Genomic DNA, 17,996 nt, shown 5'->3' on the forward strand with positions numbered 1-17,996 from the left:
GGACACCTCCCCTACCAGTAATCGTATTGAATCGACTAATAATTGGAGTGATGATTAATCATGAAACGCTTAGAGAACTTTGATAATGAATATTTGTTTGTCTTGCCAAAAACCTTTATTGAAAAGCTTATTACGACCCCCATCACATCTAATCTTTATTTGACTAATCTCGGCTTTTTCCCCAATGCTGAGTATCATTATGTATCACGGGAGCATGGAGCTGAAGAATGGATCATCATCTTCTGTACTGGCGGCTCTGGTAGTGCAACAATCAATCATGCACGTTATCAGCTTCACCAATATTCACTAATTATTCTGCCACCAGGTGTCAAACAGGTCTATCAGGCTTCTGAAAATGACCCATGGGATATCTATTGGCTACATTTCACCGGGAAATTAGCAACTGATTATCCCAATATTTTTACCGACAAACCATTCTTTATTGACCATATTCAAAGTAATGAAGTTGACACCATTATGCGATACTTTTGGTTAATGATTAAAACCTATATTCCAGGCTTCACATATAATCGAAGCTTGTACACTTCACAGTTACTAGGACTTATGTTGGTCGAACTATCATTAAACACAGGCAAAATAAGCAACGGTGTCCAAGGCAGTCCCTACGTTGACACTGCGATTAGTTATATTTACGATAAAATTGATGAACCAATTCGTCTAGACACAATTGCTCAACATCTGGAAATATCGAGTAGCTACCTTAGTCGAATATTCAAATCGATTACCGGAAAAAGCGTTAACCAGTATATAACTCAACTAAAGATGGAGCGTGCCACTTATTACCTAAGCTACACAAATATTACTGTTCAACAAATAGCCGACCGTCTTGGATATACTGATAGTTACTACTTCTCTCGCGTTTTTAAAAAAGAATACGCGGTCTCCCCCAAACACTATCGAGAACGACTAGTCTAATCATAGTGATAAATGACTTTTTGAAAATTTGTACCATTAGTCTAAAATATGTGTTACTATTAACCCAACTATTAGGTACAGAAAGCGCCATATCTGAGGATATGGCGCTTTCTTTTCATTTCATTACCTGTCAACTAGATTAGTATAGCGAATTATCCAAACGCTATGACCGACCAGCACTCCAATCAATCGCCGGTTGTTCAGCAAGAATTTGTTCAATCGTTGCTAATTCTGCTACACTAAATTCCAATTTTCCTAGTGCTGCAACGTTATTGACCACTTGTTGTGGCCGGCTAGCACCAATTAAAACGCTAGCCAAGGCCGACTGACGTAAATTCCAAGCCAAGGCCATTTGAGCTAAGCTTTGACCACGTTGTTGTGCAACCTCATTCAAGCGTTTCACCGTCGTTAGTGTTTGCTCAACCTGGACTGGACTCAAAAAAGGAATTGTCTGCTTATTGGCCCGCGAATCAGTCGCAATCCCATGCAAATACTTATCCGTTAACAATCCCTGTGACAGTGAGCTAAAACCCACTGCCGCCTTGTGAGTCGCTTGCAGGACAGGAAACAAGTCCTGTTCTGCCTGTCGATTAAACATATTGTAACGCGGTTGATGAATAATATATGGCGTTCTTAACGTTTCAAATATCTTGGTCATGGCGGCCGTCTGCTTACCATTATAATTTGAAAGCCCAATATATAACGCCTTGCCCTGCCGTACTAGCTGATCAAGCGCAGCGGCTGTCTCTTCCATTGGTGTCTCGGAATCAGGACGGTGACTATAGAAAATATCAAAGTAGTCTAAACCAGTTCGCTGCAGACTCTGGTCAGCACTCGCAATGATACTTTTCCGTGAACCCCAATTACCATAAGGTCCCGGCCACATCACATAGCCTGCCTTACTGGCAATGACCATTTCGTCACGGTATGGCCGCATATCGGTAGCCATGATACAGCCAAAATTAGTTTCTGCACTGCCGGGCTCCGGGCCATAATTATTAGCTAAATCATAGTAGGTAATCCCCAGATCAAAGGCTTGATGAATGATTGCCTTTTGATTAGCAATCGGATCAACGCTCCCAAAATTATTCCATAGACCTAACCCGATTGCTGACAACTTCAGGCCACTATTGCCTACTCGATTATAAATCATATGGTCATAGCGGCTCTGACTTGCTTGATACATATTAAACACCCTCTCATTATTAGTTCCTAGCTAAAGTTACCGCTTTCATTAGTAAAAAGCAACGCCTGGTTTTACCATGATACCTCCGCTAAGATTATTGAGACGTCGAGCACTCTCGCTTGATAATTTATATATGTCAATTACAATATATTATGAGAATATAAACGTAAAGGAGTACTTATTATGGACCCTAAATTTATTGAAGTTATCAAAGACACGACCCCCGCAACCATCGTCACGGTCAACGCTGCACCAGCGCACGTCGTCAACACCTGGAGTCATTATATGCAGCTTATCGATGATCATACCCTATTGATCCCATCGGCTGGCATGCACTCAATTGAGGCCGATTTTGCTAACGACAACCACATTACAATTGCTGTCGGTAGTTACAAGGTTCCCGGCACAACTGGCACTGGCTGTGGTTTCCACATTCATGGTACCGGCAAGTTTGAAACTAGTGGCGCTTATTTCGATCAAATGCACGCCAAGTTCGATTGGATTCGTGCAACCTTGGTTGTAACCATTGATGATGTGGAACAAAAGATTTAACGATTAAAAGCTAGACTAAAAGAACGTACACGAGTTGTGTACGTTCTTTTAGTCTAGCTAGCCGTTAATTCATTACTGTCTTCTTAGATGCTAATTCAAGCCCCTCTAAAAAGTGCCCAAAGCACTGCTTCAAGAAGTGTTCGCTACCATCATCATTCAGATGGTCGTTCTCATCAAACTTATTGCCGGCTTGTGGTAACATGAACTCGTTACCAGGCATAACTTTGGCATCCACACCTGGTGAGTCCAAAATCTGTCGTAAGTTCATCTGAGCACGCACCGTACCTTGAATACCTAACGAAGTCCCGACAATCATCACTGGTTTGTCTTTGAATGGATGTTCTGCACAGGACAGCCATTCGATGGCACTCTTCAAGGCAGCTGGAATCGAATGATCATATTCTGGTACCCCGAAGACGACGCCATCAGCGGCTTCGATCTTAGCAGCCAGCTCCTTCACAACAGCCGGTTCCTGATCCATATCATCTTCATTGAATAGCGGTAAATCTTTAATTTCACAAATTTCAAAATTAACTTGCGTTTCAAATAATTCTTTCATGGCATACAACAACTTACGGTTATATGATTTTGAAGCGTTAGTCCCCACAATGGCCACGATATTAGCTTCGTCATCGCCCGCGGTTGCTTGCCGCTGAGCGTTTTCACTAGCCGCGGCGCCAGCAACGTAACCCGACGAAATACCCCAAGTATTCATCATACTTGGCATTGAATCATGTCCGTTAGCGCCGCCGATGATTTCCCCAGCACCAAAGTAATTAGCTACCGGTGCATCTTTAGTCGTTACCAATTGCAAGTTATCAGCATCGACACTATAGCCACCTAAAGTCGTCGCAAAGCGATCACGTTGTTCAATAATGTAGAATGTCTCACCTTCAAATTGATGCAAGTACTTCGGATCACGGCCGAAATCATGATCGTGACCATCTTGAACATAGCCTTGATAATTTTTGACCGTTTGGACTAATTCATCAACCGCAATTCCGGCCTGCTCAGCAGCACTTTCCAAAGAACCCTTAACGAATACTGGCCGCTTGCCCTTATTCTCAAAGAAGCTCTTAATTTCTTCTGGTGTGAAATCATGCAAGATCAGCAGATCGTAAACTTTCTTCCAAGTCCGTTCATCCATGACTAGGTAAGCAACTTTATCCGCTTGTTTAAGGATGGCATTCCGGAAAGTCGTATAAACATTTGATTCATTAACGATCCGATCACCCTTAGAGTTAACGTAAATTGCCCCCATATCAGTTGCTTGTTTCGACGCGTACGTGGTCAATTTAGCAACGCCTGGTTCCACTTCAACACCGTGTGGATACAGCTTGTACCAACCTAAATCGTGCGTTTGCAAATCCAAATCACCATTAAATTGATAGGCATCCCCAGTGGAAGTCATTGGGCCATAATAATCAATGCCTTCGCTTTCAGTACCACGCATCTTTTGGTTAGCGCCATGACCACCTGCAGCAAGCACAACTGAACGTGCCTTGATGTTGACTGTTTGGTCCTTTTGAGCAGCAATCACACCGCGTAACTTTTTATCGTTGTCCAACATAAGCTTTTCGACTCGGGTATCCAACATAATTTGACCACCCGCAGCAGCGAACGCCTTGGAAACTTTTTGAATGAATTCATAGCTACTTGCTGAAGGCAATTCAATCTGACGGTTAATCGAATGTTCTGGTGTTTGCGTCTGTGCTTTTTGATAATGTAAATCTGCAAACTTACTAATAAAATCAATGGCTGGACCAATATTATGCACCATTAGGTCGGTCAAGGCTGGATAGTTCGTCTCCAAGCTTTCACGAGCAACATCTTGTGCCAACATTTCTGGCGTATCATGATTATTATCAAAAATTTGCGCAGCAACATCAGACCCGGTACCAACAACGTTAGAACCATTCAGGATCGTCGCACCACCAAGATAGCCGTTCTTTTCAACTAAGATAACCTTCTGACCCATTGTCAACGCTCGACAGCCAGCGACTAAGCCCGCTTCACCACCACCAATAATGAGCACGTCAGTCCGTAAGTTCTGCGTCTTGGGGGCTTTTTTCTTAGGAACTGGCTGCACATCAACACCAGCATCGGTTACAGCCTTATCTGCCGACTTAAGTAGCGCTTGGGTCATCACCGTTGCACCACTAATTGTGTCAACATTGAATGATTGTTCCGTAATGATATTTTGTTTCAATTTATCAATGACTTGGTTAAAGATCCCCGACGTTTCGGAATGCTTTAATATTTTCAAATCCTCAATCTTATTATCTTGCACGTCAACTTCATAATTGATAATACCGTTGTGGCCCATTGCTTGGCCGGTAATTTGTTTTTTACTCAATAGTAAACACTCCTTTGCGTCGCGGCGTTAAGCCACTGGTAACTGTTACCTGCTGTTCATGATCAATAAAAATCGCTTCCGTATGTGGTAATTGCTCGATTAGCCGGCGACCACGGCTTGGCCCTTCAAAGTAAGCCACTGTTGATAACACTTCGGCTAATTCTGACCGTTCAGTTATAATCGATACCTGATCAACTTGATTTTCAACCGGATAGCCGGTTCTAGGATCCAGAATGTGATGATAACGGTGATTGCCAATCTTAAAATATCGTTCAAAGATGCCTGACGTCACTACCGTTCTAGCAGGCATTTCGACCTGTAGCGCTGGATAACCACGTGGCGCTTCAGGTGCCTGAATTCCAACTTGCCAACGCTGATTATCGGTTAGCGGATTGGTGCCTAATAACTTAACGTTGCCACCAAGGTTAATAATGGCACTAGTAATGCCAGCCTGCTGCAACTGCTTAACAACCTGATCAGCAAAATATCCTTTGGCAATCGCACCAAGATCTAATTGCATGCCAGATTGGCGCAAGTAGATACTCGATTGGGCCCCATCCAGGATAACTTCGTGCGTATCTAATAAAGATAACCGTTGCTCGATCTCTTGGGTTGCGGGTACTTGGTGCCCCCCAAAACCAATCTTCCACAGTTTAACCAATGGTCCAATTAGCACATTAAAACTACCAGAATATTGCTTTGTGTACTTAATGGCATCCGATACTAGTTGAAAGCATTCAGTGCTAACCAAGACTGGATGAATACCGGCATATTGATTGATCGCAGCCAATTCTGAATCAGCACGATTAACCGAAAAGACGCCATCCATCCGTTGCAAATAATCATAGACCGCCTCGACCGCTAACTGATTCGGCTCAAATAATGTCAGCGAGATGACGGTTCCCATCATCGTAAATTGTGAAACATACTTTTTTTGTGTCCCAATCATCACTCTGACCTCACGATTTCTTTCAGCTATGCTTTAATTTAACTTCAGATCTTCCAATTCCGGCCGTAAATTTTCAAGTGCAATTTGCCCAGGTGCCGAAGCCGCCCCGACCGTTGCAAATGATAAACAAGAGCCGAACACTTCACCAGCAAGCCGTGACACTTTTCCTAAGTCACCCATCGACATTGTGATTACTGGCTGTGGTAGTGTTTGGCGTGCAATATTAGTCGCTGTCAGTAATGTTAAGACATCCTCCACCGATTGTGGCATCACAGCCATCTTAGCAACGTCAGCACCATAATCAACCATACTAGTCAGTCGCTTAACGATCTCAGCAACCGCCGGCGTTTTATCAAAATCATGATTACTCATGATCACAACTACTTGATGCTCATGAGCTGCTGCAACAATTTGCTTAACAGCTTGTTCGTCATGGTAACGTTCAACATCTAATGCATCCGTGAACCCACCATCTAAGACCGTCTCACACAGTTTAAAATACTCAGTATCTGATAGTGCTAATTCGCCGCCTTCACCTTTAGTTCGAAAGGTGGTTAATAAGGCAATATCACCTAAAGCCTGGCGAAGTTGCTGACCGGCCGACTTCAACTGTTCTGGATTAGTTACATCCTTAAAAAAATCAATTCGCCATTCAACGACATCTGGCTGTGCAGCCTTTATTGGTTCAACTGCAGCTAAAATATCTGCAATGGTTTTTCCCGTAATAGGAACGGCAATCTTAGGCCGTCCCGTTCCTAATTCAATATCACGTAATTTAACGATTGGTGTCATGATCAATCGTGACCTCCTTTTGACTGTTCTTACCAAATAAGTGGTAATAACGAACTGTAATTAGTACAGCCAATACAAATCCAATCAACGCAATAATAACGTCAAATAAGAAAATGTTTGCAAGATTAGTTGACATCATACCTGTAACTAACGGTATCGTAAAGGATGCGATCGATCCCGCCGTATAAAAGGCACCGGTAATCGTCCCCTTGCCTTGTGGGAAGAAGGTGGACATGACGGTCAATCCTAATTGCATAACCCCGCCAGCAGCTGAGAATCCAACAACAAACGACATGATTGAACACATCAAAGATGTTGGTACCAGATACATCAGTAGTAACGAGAGAAATGAAAGTAAGGTATAGACGCCTAAGAATTGAATTTCTTTTACAGCACGTTTAGCTAGCGCAGCCGTCACCAGTACGCAAACGATTGACCCAATACTATAATAACTAATCAGTGCTCTTGAACTGGCGTCTCCCATTCCGGCTACCTTAGCACCATATTGACTCAACCACTGACTAACTAAGTAAAAAGTTGCCTGTGAAACATAACCATATAAGATAAATAGCGTGCCATCAAACCATAAGCTACCCTTTGATTCAGGCTTCACTGCTTCAGTCTCGTCCTTAGCAGCAACCTTAGCATCCTGATTAGCAACTGGGAACTTTCCAGCAACCAACATGAACAATAAATTAGCAACTAATACAACAATACAAAAGATAAACGACCAACCGTACCAATAATTACCAGCAACTAAGAAACTAACGAATAACGGTAATCCAAATTGGCCAACTGAAATGAAGGCCTTGATAATAACGTTCGCAGTTCCTTTTGAATCTGGAAACATTTCCATTAACGCTGGGTAAGTCCCAGAATCAAGGAATGAGTTCGCAATCCCAGCAAGTATCCCGAAAATGTAGGCTACCGTAATTGATGGGCTTAATAAAATACCAGCAAAGAAGAGCAAGTACGTAATAACACCAAGAACCACGAATGGTTTACGGCCAAACTTATCTGACAAAAATCCAGAAACTAATAAAACGATTAAACGACCAATACCAAGTGATGAAATTACTACGGCAACACCGCCTGTAGTCGTTTGCCAATGTTGAGCCAAAGCTTCCATGTTTTGGGCTAAGATAATAACCCCAATCCCATGAATAAAATAGTTTAAATATAAGCTAATGGCTGTCGGCATATATTTATTTTTCATGGCAACCCCCGTCTATTTTTGTGCTGCAGCGTCTTCATCAAATAAAATATGGCGAATATAATCAACTGGCATATCTTCACCAGTCCAGAGCTTAAAGGCAGCAGCACCTTGTTCGAGCATCATACCCAAACCATTGAAGACATGTTCAACGCCAGCTTCTTGAGCAACCTTCATTAATTTAGTTGTCCGTGGTGCGTAGACGGTATCAAAGACAATGAGGTCTTTACGTAACCAGCTTGGGTCATCAACTAAAGTCTTATCTTCCAACGGTTTCATGCCAACACCAGTAGCATCAGTATAAATATATGAATCTTGAATTTCCTTCTTAAAATCATCACGATCTTCTAATTCGTGTAAAGTAGCATGACAAGAAGTCCGCTCGTTGATCAAATCAACATTATGTTTAGCGTTTTCCCATTCTGCATCATGTAAGTTAAAGATTGACATTTCACTAACGCCATCTAATGCCGCTTGAACAGCAATCGCAGTACCAGCACCGCCAGCACCTGCTAATGTCATCTTATGACCACGGATATTAATCCCTTCATCGTCCAGAGACTTCATAAAGCCAATACCATCAGTCGTGTAACCGGTTAAAATTCCATCATCATTAACAATAGTGTTGACCGCACCGCACATCTCAGCAGCTGGGTCTAATTTATCTAGCAGTGGCAAAACCTTCTGCTTATTAGGCATTGAAACATTAGAACCCCGCATATCTAACGTCCGAATCGATTCAATTGCTGAAGGTAGCTTCTTGTTATCGATTTCGAATGCTAGATATGCATAGTTCAATCCTAATTTAGCAAATGCATTATTGTGCATCGTTGGTGACATTGAATGCCGAATCGGATATGCCATCAATCCAATTAATAATGTGTGTCCATCAATGCGTTCAGTCATGTAAATCCACTCCTATAAATTTATATTTTTAATATTTGTTACTCAATTCACTTGTCATCTTAACAAAATGCTTTAATATAATAAATATAGAACTGTTGTTAAATTCATTAAATTGTTTTATGAATGAAAGGGGTATCACGCAGATTGAATCTAAGACATTTGGAATTTTTCAAAGAATTGGCACGAACACAACACATGGCAAAAGCGGCTGAAAACCTTGGTATCTCACAACCTTCATTAAGCTATGCCATTAAAAAGTTAGAAAGTGAACTGGGGGTTCCTTTATTTGAACCAGATGGTCGTAATATTCGTTTAACGCCGATTGGTTCTGTGTACTTAAAGTATATTACGGCAAGTTTAAGCGATTTATCACAAGGCAATGAGCTCGTTCAGCAATTAATGGATCCTGACAAAGGACATGTTAAATTGGGCTTTACTTATACACTTGGACAGCAGCTAGTCCCCGAACTAATCACTAAGTTTCATACAGATGATAAAAATCATGCAATTACATTTGAGCTCGGTCAAGGAAACTCGACTGAATTACTTCAGGAACTTGCTGATGAAAAGTTTGATTTAGTGTTAGCCTCAAGTGTCGACCGCCTCGGCGAGCAACCTACTAATACCTTATTTGATTTTATTCCATTGGTTCAACAAGAAATTGTGGCAGCTGTCCCTAGCCACCACGCGTTAGCCAAACAAGAAGAATTATTCGTTAAAGACTTGGAACCATATCCCATGATATTTTTCTCACATAATAGTGGTTTACGTCCTTTGATTGATCGAATTCTAAGCCAGGCGCATGTAAAGCCCAAAATCGCTTACGAAGTCGAAGAGGATCATACCATGGCTGGCTTTGTGAGCTATAATTTTGGTGTCGCTTTGATGCCATACTTACCGCTTTTAGACCAGACCAGCATAACATTGAAGCACTTAGCTGATCAGCCACTACGTCACCAAATATACCTCATCAGCAAACGTAATCATTTTGTTACACCTTCAGTTAGTCGATTTGAAGAATTCAGTCGCAGTTACTGTTGGCAACATTACACGCAAAAGGAACATTTTATTTAAGACAAAAAAGCTCTCAGGTTTGCAACATGTATTATCGCCAGACTAGTGATAATACATGTATTATAGACCTGAGAGATTTTTTACTAAGCAACGATTGCTTTCTTTTCTCGAAATAGGGCAAGAACTACAATGCTGCAAAGAACACCAATTCCAGCAATTAGTACGTCAAACCACATAATCTTATAAATGCCAATCTGAGAAATCCAAGCGGTAAATACCGGAATCGTAAATGAAGCTAATCCACTCGCAGTATAATAAATTCCCGTAATACGACCCTTAGCACGAGGAAACGTATTGCTCATAACGGTTAGTCCTAGTTGCATAACACCGCCTGCAGCTGAGCATCCAATCACAAACGAACTGATTAATGCTACCCACCACGTTGGAATTAGCGTTAAGGCTAGCAATGCTAACAACGATACCACAGTATCAAACAGCATAAACCAAACCGGCTTAATAATTCGCTCAACTAGTAAAGCAGTTACAATAACGCCTAAAATAGATCCAACGCTATAAACGCTAACTAACATTCGAGCATGTACTAAATTCAAATGAATCACGTCACTGCCATACTTTGTCAACCATTGGCTTACCAAATAAAAAGTTGCCATTGAGATATAGCCGAAAATCGTCAGAACACATCCAAGAATAATTTTCTTTAGCGTTAGTGGCATATGCTTTTGCAAAGTGTTTTGCTTTTTATTAGGCGTTGATACTTGATCAGTTGTTAATTTTGGAAAAGTTCGCCGACGTAAAAAACTAAAGTTAACCACCATTAAAAAGACACATAATAAGAACGCCCAACCATACCATAATTGAAAATGATCTAGTCCAGCCACAATAATGGGCAATAATAATTCACCAATCGAAGCAAAGGCCTTAATCATAATATTTGCCGTTGCTTGACGTCTAGGATAAAGTTCCATAAGCGCTGGGTACGTCCCCGAATCTAAAAATGAATTAGCCATACCGGCTAGAATACCGAAAAAATAGGCGACAACAATATTAGGAGAAATGACAATTCCAATAAAAAATAATGTATACGTTAAGATACCAATCTGTACAAATAACTTTCGGCCAAGCCGATCTGAAAAAGTCCCTGCCAAGTAAAGTACTAACAATCGGCCAATGCCTAATGATGAAATAACCAGTGAAACACCAGCATCATTGACATGCCATTGTCGGCTTAATACAGTCATATTTTGGGCTAGAATCACAATAGCCATACCATGAACGAGGTAATTAAGATACAAACATATCGTTGTTTTCATACGTTCTGTTGATGTCATATGAGTTAACCTTTGCCTTGTAAGATTTGAATTGAGTAACAAAGTGTTTTGCTCATCTATTAACATACTATTCTACTCTAAATGTAAGCGCTTATCAATCAAATGAAAAGTTACTTAATTTCTATTTTTACCCGCCAACACTCACCAATATCTGTACCACCACCATCAAGGTCGCCAAAACATCTAACACCCAACTACTCCACACATAGTAGTTCTCCATTGGTCGATATTTTTGACGCGTTACTTTAAGATTTTTCTCGTATAACCGATTGAAGAAAATAAATAGCCAAATAAAGAACCACAAAATCAGACAAAAAACTGGATAAATAAAAATATTGCTCTTGATTCCCCACGGTGTCAGGCTCGTGACGGCGGTTGGCACGTAGACACGATCAGGTAATAGTGGGTATGCGACAATTGCCAATAATAGCGGTAATAACGCTAATCCCGTCTGCCGCCACAAATTATAGCGGCCGTGCTCATCTTTAACATTAAACATTGCGCCAACCTCCCTTAATTAACCAGTGCATCGCAAATGGTAACTGCTGGTTCCAGAGCCGCCAATCATGGCGACCCGGTTGTAACTGCCATTCAAACTGGTCTTTAAACACTGCCACCAACTGTGACTTGAAGGCTTCATCCATTGACCGTAACATGTCTTGATCACCCGTCGCCATTAGAACACGTAACGTCCCCCAGTTTGTCGGTTGCCGTATCAAATAAGACAAATCCGCTGGCGTCCCTTGCATCTGTGCTGGTGAGAAAGCCAGCTCAAGGTCTGGCATAATTGCCGATTGTTCCACGTGAAACCTTTTGAGATTCGTCACCGGTGATAATGCCGCGACAGCCGCAAACCGCTGCGGATAGGTAAAGGCATAACGTAATGCCCCATAGCCACCCATGGAGTTCCCCAACAAATAATTGTCTTCCGGTCGTGCCGACAACGGAAAGATATAACGCATTCGTGTTGGTAACTCGTGGGTCAAATAATCCCAATAGCATGGACCATGGACCATATTCGTATAAAATCCCCGCCCCGTTTCCGGCATGACGACCGCTACTCGGTATTGCGTCGCCAGTAGTTCAATTTCCGTTCGCCGCAACCACGACGTTGCGTCCCCGCCTAAGCCATGCAACAGCCACACGGTGGGTAGACGGTGATCCCCACTCGTATATTCTGGTAGAATCTGTCCAGCCGCGTTCACTGGTTCCGGCAAGATGACTTGGACTTGAACTGACTGTCGTAATACGTTGGAATACAAATTATTACTGTGAATTGACATTGTGTGACACTCCTCTCGTTACCCATCAATCAACGAATCCGATTAGTCGTTACTGACTTAGAATCACTAGTCAGCGCCAGGCCAAAATAGTTAGGTAGCATATAACTAACAGTGTATTCCAACGGTTGTTCCCCCCGAAATACCCAACGCTCGATTTTAATTACCGTTGTCTCCATACCAACGTGCAAATAATCCGCTATTCGTTGACTGGGAACGCAGGTCGCCGCATATTCTTGCTCAAACGGTTGTCGCGATAAATCAAGTTGCGCGTGTTTTCGAATCACTGCATAAATTGAATGTACTTCCCGCAACTTTTTCATAGCTGTATCAGGAATCAGCGAAGCTAAATACCATGATTGTGAAAATTCAAATGGCGCCCGTTTGATTTCACGCAACCGTTCTAAATACCAGATTGCTGTACCGTCTTCAAATTTAGCTCGTGTTGGTAAAGCCATCTCCTGATCAGCAACTAGAATGGCAACCTGCTCCTCGTCAACATCATACGTATGGGTATCCGTAATCCGAACAGCTGTCCCACGATTGAACTTAGAAACAAAGCTGCCTTTTCCTTGAACACGGTAAATATAGCCCTGGTCAGCTAACATATTCAGCACTCGTACCACTGTCGTAGAACTTACCTGATACTTTTTGCGCAACTCACTTTCACTATAAAAAGGATCATTTTTACGAAAATGATTAGCATTTAATTCCAACACTAGCGCACTTAAAATAGTTTGATAAATTGGTTCCTTTCGACTCATAAACACCGCCATCCAATCCTCAACAACTTAATGCATTAAATGTCTATACTTAATCGAATTTTGTTAATATCGAATAATTAACCACGATGAAAGCGTTAACTATACTGTTATATTATGCTATACTCACTCATGAAATCAAGTTAATGTGTTAACTTAAATTAAATTCAAGGGGGAATTTATTTTACGATTAATCGCACCAACTAACTTTTAAGGAGATGAGTCAATCATGGATAATTCACGTACATGGAAAGATAAAACCATTGATGTCATGAGTAAAATTGCCGCCAACCGCTACTTACGGGCAATTCGGGACGGAATGGCTGTTATCATCCCAGTAACGATTGTTGGATCATTCTTCACAATCGTTACACAATTGCCAATTCCTGCTTGGACAAGTTTTATTAAGCCCTATGCCGCTGGTTTAGCTATTCCAATCAATTTTTCAATGGGGTTTATGGCCATTTATGCCGCGTTTGCCATTGCGGGCCGTCTAGCTGAAGGCTATCATTTTGACCATATTTCAACCGGAGTCGTTTCTGTTATGGTCTTTTTACTACTTGCTGTTAAACCAATTACCACTACGCCAGCTGCATTTAAAGCATTGGGATTAAAAGCTGCTGCAACCGTTGTTCCATTGACTAATTTCGGTGCGGCTGGTTTATTTACAGCCATGTTAGCCGGAATTTTAACCGCCGAAGTGACTCGCATCTGTCGTGATCATCACCTAGTGATCACATTACCAGACGGGGTGCCCCCGGCTGTTGCGGCATCTTTCTCAGCATTAATTCCGGCGACTTTCTTGATTGTCGGCGCTTGGGTCATTCACGTTGGGCTGAACTTTGACGTTAATACTTTCTTACAATGGGTCTTCAGCCCGTTAGCTTACTTTGGCCGTGACAATTTGCTTTCTGTTATTGTGCCAATTCTGTTAACCGATATCGTTTGGCTCTTTGGGATTCATGGGGCGGCCTTAGCAACACCAATCTTTTGGCCACTATGGTATCCAAATCTGAACGACAATTTAGCTGCTATTTCTAAAGGCGCTACCGCTGCAACGGTACCTCACTTTATGACTGAACAGTTCTTCCAGTGGTTTGTCTATGTCGGCGGTGCTGGGGCTACTCTGTCATTATGTATTCTATTAGCCTTCTTCTCAAAATCAGCTTACGGTAAGACTATCGGGAAAGTTACAATTATTCCGGGAATCTTCAATATTAATGAACCCGTTATTTTCGGTGTTCCAATTGTGATGAACCCTTACTTTGCAATTCCATTCGTACTCGCACCATTAACGATGGGGATTATCACTTGGGCTGCAACTGTCTTACACTTAGTTAGTCGGACCGTTGCATTAGTACCATGGACATTGCCAGGACCAATCGGAGCTTTAATGACTACTGCCTGGGACTGGCGAGCAGCCGTTCTATGTATTATTAATATTATCGTTGCAACCTTCATCTACTACCCATTCTTCAAGATTTGGGATCGTAATCAATTGAAGGCTGAACGCGAAGCAGCTCAAGCTGACGCTGAAAAATCGGCTCAAACAACCGTTACTGAATAACGACTAACATAATGATGTCACATCAGCTTATAATTACGGTATGATTAACTTAATTGTAACTTTCAATGAGTATGTCACTTATTTCATAACGGTCATCTTGGCTTTATTACCAACCGTAATCGATCATTGTTATCATTATTTCGGGAGGACTGCTGCATTTGCCGCAGTCCTCTTTGTACATATTCTAAGAAACGAGGAGAAACTATTGAAATCAGATATTAATCAACTCACTACTGAGAGCCGGAACCCCGCCAGCAGCCATTTAGATGAAATGTCGATCCTGGCAATTACCCAGTTAATGAATCAAGAAGACGCCAAAGTTAGTCAAAGCATAACACCCGAACTACCACAAATTGCCGCCGCTATTGACCTTATCGTCACTGCCTTTAAAGCTAACGGCCGCTTAATTTACATGGGCGCTGGTACTAGCGGTCGCCTTGGCGTTTTAGACGCTGCCGAATGTGTCCCAACATTTGGTACTGAGCCAGAGATGGTTCAAGGACTCATTGCTGGCGGGGCCCAAGCTATGACGGTCGCCGTTGAAGGTGCTGAGGATAATCCTAATTTAGGCGCACAAGATTTAAAGGATCTGACTTTAACAGCTAATGACGCCGTTGTTGGCCTGGCAGCAAGTGGACGCACACCTTATGTTATCGGCGCACTCGACTACGCACAGCACATTGGTGCGGCGACGATTAGTCTAGCCTGCAATCATCATGCTCAAATCAGTCAACACGCCCAAGTTGCCATTGAAGTTGCCCCGGGTCCTGAAGTTCTCGCTGGCTCGACGCGTTTAAAAGCCGGGACAGCGGAAAAAATGGTGCTTAACATGCTATCAACGATTTCGATGGTTAAGATTGGCAAAGCCTACCATAACTTGATGGTTGATGTGAAACCTACTAACGAAAAACTCGTGATTCGCGCGAAACACATGATCGAACTGGCCACCGGAGTTTCTGCCGATGAAGCCAGCGAACTATTCACTGCCGCTCATCAAAACGTTAAAACAGCAATTGTCATGAACTTAGCCGGCGTCTCTGTCAGCGACGCCGAGCAGCGTTTACAGCGCGCACACGGTGTCGTTCGTGACGCACTCGCACTGCAATGAGGAGGTCTAAAATGACATATTTAATTGGCGTTGACTGTGGTGGCACGCACATCGTTGGTCAAACTTGGACGATAACCCCCGAGCTCCTGGTCCAAAGCGTTACGGGTGGCCCTGGTAACGTTGTCCTAGACTACTCTGCTGCCGTTACTAACTTAACCACTGTCTTAGACCAGCTCACTGCCGCAATTCCAGCTAATCAGATTGGGTTGATTTTAATCGGAATTGCTGGAATTGAAACTGCTGGCCGGGCTGATCAGGTCCAACAAACCATCACCCAACGTTACCACGCTAATACCCAGGTCATAAGCGATGCAAAACTGGCTCTACTGAACGGTCTTGCAGGAGCAGACGGCGCCTTAGTGATTGCCGGTACGGGCTCGGTCGTTTATGGCCGCCAAGTCGGGAAATTTCTGCGCGTTGGCGGCTGGGGTTACGTTTTAGGTGACGAAGGCAGTGCCTACGACATTAGCAAGCGGGCACTTAAACAGGTTCTGACCCAGACTGATAACAATCAAACTAGTCAACTGACAGCTCCCCTATTGGCACAACTTAAAGTTGCCGATGTTGCTGCCGCCGTCCAGAAATTTTACGCTCAAGATCGACAAACTAACGCTCAATTAGCACAGTTAATCGCCAAACTGGCCGAGCAACAAAATTCTGAAGCCATCACGGTATTAGTCACATCAGCCCAAGCACTGGCACAACAAGTCGTTACCTTATATCAGCGGTTTGCAGAGCCTCGGCCACAACGGGTCGCCCTCTCTGGTTCCGTTTTACAACACAATCGCCTGGTCCGCGACACGTTAACAGCGACAGTGCACCAGGCAATACCAACAATTGCATTTAACGATATTACAACTAACAACGCCCACGCCGTCATCTATTGGCACCGGTGGACTCAGGAGGAAATTAATTCATGACAATGCGTCAACTAGGTTTATCCATTTATCCCGATCATAGCGACTTTGAAGAAAACGCCGCTTATCTCAAATTAGGCCAACACTACGGCTTCACTCGAATTTTTATGAGCATGCTGGAAGTATCTGGTACGGTCGCCGAAACCAAAGCTAAGTACCAGAAAATCATTGACGTTGGAAATCAGTTGGGTTACCAAACGATTTTGGACGTTTCACCACGGATTTTTAAACAACTAGGAATTTCCTATAAAGATCTAAAGTTCTTCGCTGATTTACACGTCGCCGGTATTCGACTAGATGAGGGTTTCGATGGCGCAACCGAGGCGCTACTCTCGTATAATCCGTACGGCTTGATCATCGAACTTAATATGAGTAATGACGTCGATTATCTGAATAATATTCTCAGCTACCAAGCAAATGTCCCATTTATTTATGGCTGCCATAATTTCTATCCCCAAGTTGGAACCGCACTACCTTACAACTTTTTCGTTAAGTGTAGCGAACGTTTTCGTAAGTTTGGCATTCATTCCGCCGCTTTCGTGGCAAGTCAGGTTGGTACGATGGGGCCATGGAACGTCAACGATGGTCTGCCAACATTAGAAGCTGATCGGCGCTTACCAATCGCCGTCCAGGCCAAGCATCTCTTCGCTTCCGGACTAATCGACGATGTAATTATCGGTAACGCTTATGCGAGTGAAGTCGAACTGGCCGCATTATCAGCAATCAATCGGTACCAAGTACAATTTCACATTGAATTTGAAGCTCAGACGAACGCGATCGAAAGAACCATTGCCTTGACCCCACAACATTTTCGCCGTGGCGATATTAACCCAAATGTCATCCGTTCAACAATGCCCCGTGTGACCTACAAGGAAACGCCCAACAGTCCACACGATAATGATGTGGAATTTCAGCGTGGCGACGTATTAGTAGGCAACGACAACTTCGGCATTTATAAAAATGAATTGCAAATCGTCTTGCAACCTCACCGGGAACCCCGAAAGAATCGGATTGGTCGGATTGCACCTGAGGAACTGTTACTGCTTGACTTTATTAAACCTTGGAGTAAATTCCGGTTTGTGGATTGAATATAGTAAAAAATATGTTACT

At 42.7% G+C, this 17,996-nt stretch carries 17 protein-coding genes; 7 read left to right on the top strand and 10 right to left on the bottom strand.

Annotated features, from left to right (window positions below):
* The first annotated feature begins 60 nt into the window (after positions 1-60).
* Complete coding sequence (locus RXV91_RS09300) at positions 61-936, top strand: AraC family transcriptional regulator (protein ID WP_316439637.1); 876 nt, start codon at positions 61-63, stop codon at positions 934-936.
* Between the two features lie 163 nt (positions 937-1,099).
* Here RXV91_RS09300 and RXV91_RS09305 read toward each other — a convergent pair whose 3' ends face one another.
* On the bottom strand, positions 1,100-2,122 hold the full coding sequence (locus tag RXV91_RS09305) for an aldo/keto reductase (RefSeq protein ID WP_316439638.1): 1,023 nt from the start codon (positions 2,120-2,122) through the stop codon (positions 1,100-1,102).
* A 183-nt stretch (positions 2,123-2,305) separates the two neighbouring features.
* Here RXV91_RS09305 and RXV91_RS09310 point away from each other — a divergent pair, with 183 nt between their 5' ends.
* On the top strand, positions 2,306-2,674 hold the full coding sequence (locus tag RXV91_RS09310) for a pyridoxamine 5'-phosphate oxidase family protein (protein WP_033611618.1): 369 nt from the start codon (positions 2,306-2,308) through the stop codon (positions 2,672-2,674).
* A 64-nt stretch (positions 2,675-2,738) separates the two neighbouring features.
* Here RXV91_RS09310 and RXV91_RS09315 read toward each other — a convergent pair whose 3' ends face one another.
* The 5 genes from RXV91_RS09315 to RXV91_RS09335 are packed head-to-tail and all read right to left on the bottom strand — an operon-like array spanning position 2,739 to position 8,890.
* Positions 2,739-5,030: an FAD-dependent oxidoreductase gene (locus RXV91_RS09315; protein WP_316439639.1), complete on the bottom strand. Its 2,292-nt coding sequence runs from the start codon at positions 5,028-5,030 to the stop codon at positions 2,739-2,741.
* Positions 5,023-5,979: an FAD:protein FMN transferase gene (locus tag RXV91_RS09320; protein WP_316439640.1), complete on the bottom strand. Its 957-nt coding sequence runs from the start codon at positions 5,977-5,979 to the stop codon at positions 5,023-5,025. The genes RXV91_RS09315 and RXV91_RS09320 overlap by 8 nt, the downstream gene beginning before the upstream one ends.
* A gap of 33 nt (positions 5,980-6,012) precedes the next feature.
* The gene (gene aroD / locus RXV91_RS09325) at positions 6,013-6,771 is read right to left on the bottom strand and encodes a type I 3-dehydroquinate dehydratase (RefSeq protein WP_128531395.1); all 759 of its coding nucleotides are present in this window, start codon (positions 6,769-6,771) and stop codon (positions 6,013-6,015) included.
* Positions 6,755-7,987: an MFS transporter gene (locus tag RXV91_RS09330; protein ID WP_033611614.1), complete on the bottom strand. Its 1,233-nt coding sequence runs from the start codon at positions 7,985-7,987 to the stop codon at positions 6,755-6,757. Before RXV91_RS09330 ends, aroD begins: the two co-directional genes overlap by 17 nt.
* A 12-nt stretch (positions 7,988-7,999) precedes the next feature.
* On the bottom strand, positions 8,000-8,890 hold the full coding sequence (locus RXV91_RS09335; protein WP_003645688.1) for a shikimate dehydrogenase: 891 nt from the start codon (positions 8,888-8,890) through the stop codon (positions 8,000-8,002).
* Positions 8,891-9,034: 144 nt separating this feature from the next.
* Between RXV91_RS09335 and RXV91_RS09340 the strand changes: the two genes are divergently transcribed.
* On the top strand, positions 9,035-9,964 hold the full coding sequence (locus RXV91_RS09340; RefSeq protein ID WP_316439641.1) for a LysR family transcriptional regulator: 930 nt from the start codon (positions 9,035-9,037) through the stop codon (positions 9,962-9,964).
* An 83-nt stretch (positions 9,965-10,047) separates the two neighbouring features.
* Here RXV91_RS09340 and RXV91_RS09345 read toward each other — a convergent pair whose 3' ends face one another.
* The 4 genes from RXV91_RS09345 to RXV91_RS09360 all read right to left on the bottom strand — a co-directional run bounded on the left by RXV91_RS09345 (position 10,048) and on the right by RXV91_RS09360 (position 13,297).
* Positions 10,048-11,253: an MFS transporter gene (locus tag RXV91_RS09345; protein WP_316439642.1), complete on the bottom strand. Its 1,206-nt coding sequence runs from the start codon at positions 11,251-11,253 to the stop codon at positions 10,048-10,050.
* 127 nt (positions 11,254-11,380) lie between these two features.
* Positions 11,381-11,752 carry a hypothetical protein gene (locus RXV91_RS09350; RefSeq protein WP_316439643.1) on the bottom strand — a complete coding sequence of 124 codons (372 nt, stop codon included), beginning with the start codon at positions 11,750-11,752 and terminating at the stop codon, positions 11,381-11,383.
* Complete coding sequence (locus RXV91_RS09355; protein ID WP_316439644.1) at positions 11,745-12,536, bottom strand: alpha/beta fold hydrolase; 792 nt, start codon at positions 12,534-12,536, stop codon at positions 11,745-11,747. The genes RXV91_RS09350 and RXV91_RS09355 overlap by 8 nt, the downstream gene beginning before the upstream one ends.
* A 29-nt stretch (positions 12,537-12,565) precedes the next feature.
* Entirely contained in the window at positions 12,566-13,297 is a 732-nt protein-coding gene (locus tag RXV91_RS09360) for a GntR family transcriptional regulator (protein WP_316439645.1), read from the bottom strand.
* A gap of 226 nt (positions 13,298-13,523) precedes the next feature.
* On the opposite strand from RXV91_RS09360, the gene RXV91_RS09365 reads away from it, so the two are divergent.
* From RXV91_RS09365 to RXV91_RS09380, 4 genes are all read left to right on the top strand, one after another.
* The gene (locus RXV91_RS09365) at positions 13,524-14,861 is read left to right on the top strand and encodes a PTS transporter subunit EIIC (RefSeq protein WP_316439646.1); all 1,338 of its coding nucleotides are present in this window, start codon (positions 13,524-13,526) and stop codon (positions 14,859-14,861) included.
* A gap of 205 nt (positions 14,862-15,066) precedes the next feature.
* On the top strand, positions 15,067-15,969 hold the full coding sequence (gene murQ / locus RXV91_RS09370) for an N-acetylmuramic acid 6-phosphate etherase (RefSeq protein WP_316439647.1): 903 nt from the start codon (positions 15,067-15,069) through the stop codon (positions 15,967-15,969).
* 11 nt (positions 15,970-15,980) lie between these two features.
* The gene (locus RXV91_RS09375; protein WP_316439648.1) at positions 15,981-16,889 is read left to right on the top strand and encodes a BadF/BadG/BcrA/BcrD ATPase family protein; all 909 of its coding nucleotides are present in this window, start codon (positions 15,981-15,983) and stop codon (positions 16,887-16,889) included.
* On the top strand, positions 16,886-17,974 hold the full coding sequence (locus RXV91_RS09380; protein WP_316439649.1) for a MupG family TIM beta-alpha barrel fold protein: 1,089 nt from the start codon (positions 16,886-16,888) through the stop codon (positions 17,972-17,974). Before RXV91_RS09375 ends, RXV91_RS09380 begins: the two co-directional genes overlap by 4 nt.
* Positions 17,975-17,996 lie beyond the last annotated feature (22 nt).

It is taken from the genome of Lactiplantibacillus sp. DA1, from assembly GCF_032681335.1.
GTDB lineage: Bacteria > Bacillota > Bacilli > Lactobacillales > Lactobacillaceae > Lactiplantibacillus.

What these genes read in the sequence shown, in the direction of transcription:
- RXV91_RS09375 (WP_316439648.1), top strand. Translation starts at nt 15,981, where the DNA reads ATGACATATTTAATTGGCGTTGACTGTGGTGGCACGCACATCGTTGGT.
- RXV91_RS09305 (WP_316439638.1), bottom strand. Translation starts at nt 2,122, where the DNA reads ATGTATCAAGCAAGTCAGAGCCGCTATGACCATATGATTTATAATCGA.
- RXV91_RS09350 (WP_316439643.1), bottom strand. Translation starts at nt 11,752, where the DNA reads ATGTTTAATGTTAAAGATGAGCACGGCCGCTATAATTTGTGGCGGCAG.
- RXV91_RS09355 (WP_316439644.1), bottom strand. Translation starts at nt 12,536, where the DNA reads ATGTCAATTCACAGTAATAATTTGTATTCCAACGTATTACGACAGTCA.
- RXV91_RS09330 (WP_033611614.1), bottom strand. Translation starts at nt 7,987, where the DNA reads ATGAAAAATAAATATATGCCGACAGCCATTAGCTTATATTTAAACTAT.
- RXV91_RS09345 (WP_316439642.1), bottom strand. Translation starts at nt 11,253, where the DNA reads ATGACATCAACAGAACGTATGAAAACAACGATATGTTTGTATCTTAAT.
- RXV91_RS09380 (WP_316439649.1), top strand. Translation starts at nt 16,886, where the DNA reads ATGACAATGCGTCAACTAGGTTTATCCATTTATCCCGATCATAGCGAC.
- RXV91_RS09320 (WP_316439640.1), bottom strand. Translation starts at nt 5,979, where the DNA reads ATGATTGGGACACAAAAAAAGTATGTTTCACAATTTACGATGATGGGA.
- RXV91_RS09365 (WP_316439646.1), top strand. Translation starts at nt 13,524, where the DNA reads ATGGATAATTCACGTACATGGAAAGATAAAACCATTGATGTCATGAGT.
- RXV91_RS09310 (WP_033611618.1), top strand. Translation starts at nt 2,306, where the DNA reads ATGGACCCTAAATTTATTGAAGTTATCAAAGACACGACCCCCGCAACC.
- RXV91_RS09300 (WP_316439637.1), top strand. Translation starts at nt 61, where the DNA reads ATGAAACGCTTAGAGAACTTTGATAATGAATATTTGTTTGTCTTGCCA.
- RXV91_RS09360 (WP_316439645.1), bottom strand. Translation starts at nt 13,297, where the DNA reads ATGAGTCGAAAGGAACCAATTTATCAAACTATTTTAAGTGCGCTAGTG.
- aroD (WP_128531395.1), bottom strand. Translation starts at nt 6,771, where the DNA reads ATGACACCAATCGTTAAATTACGTGATATTGAATTAGGAACGGGACGG.
- RXV91_RS09335 (WP_003645688.1), bottom strand. Translation starts at nt 8,890, where the DNA reads ATGACTGAACGCATTGATGGACACACATTATTAATTGGATTGATGGCA.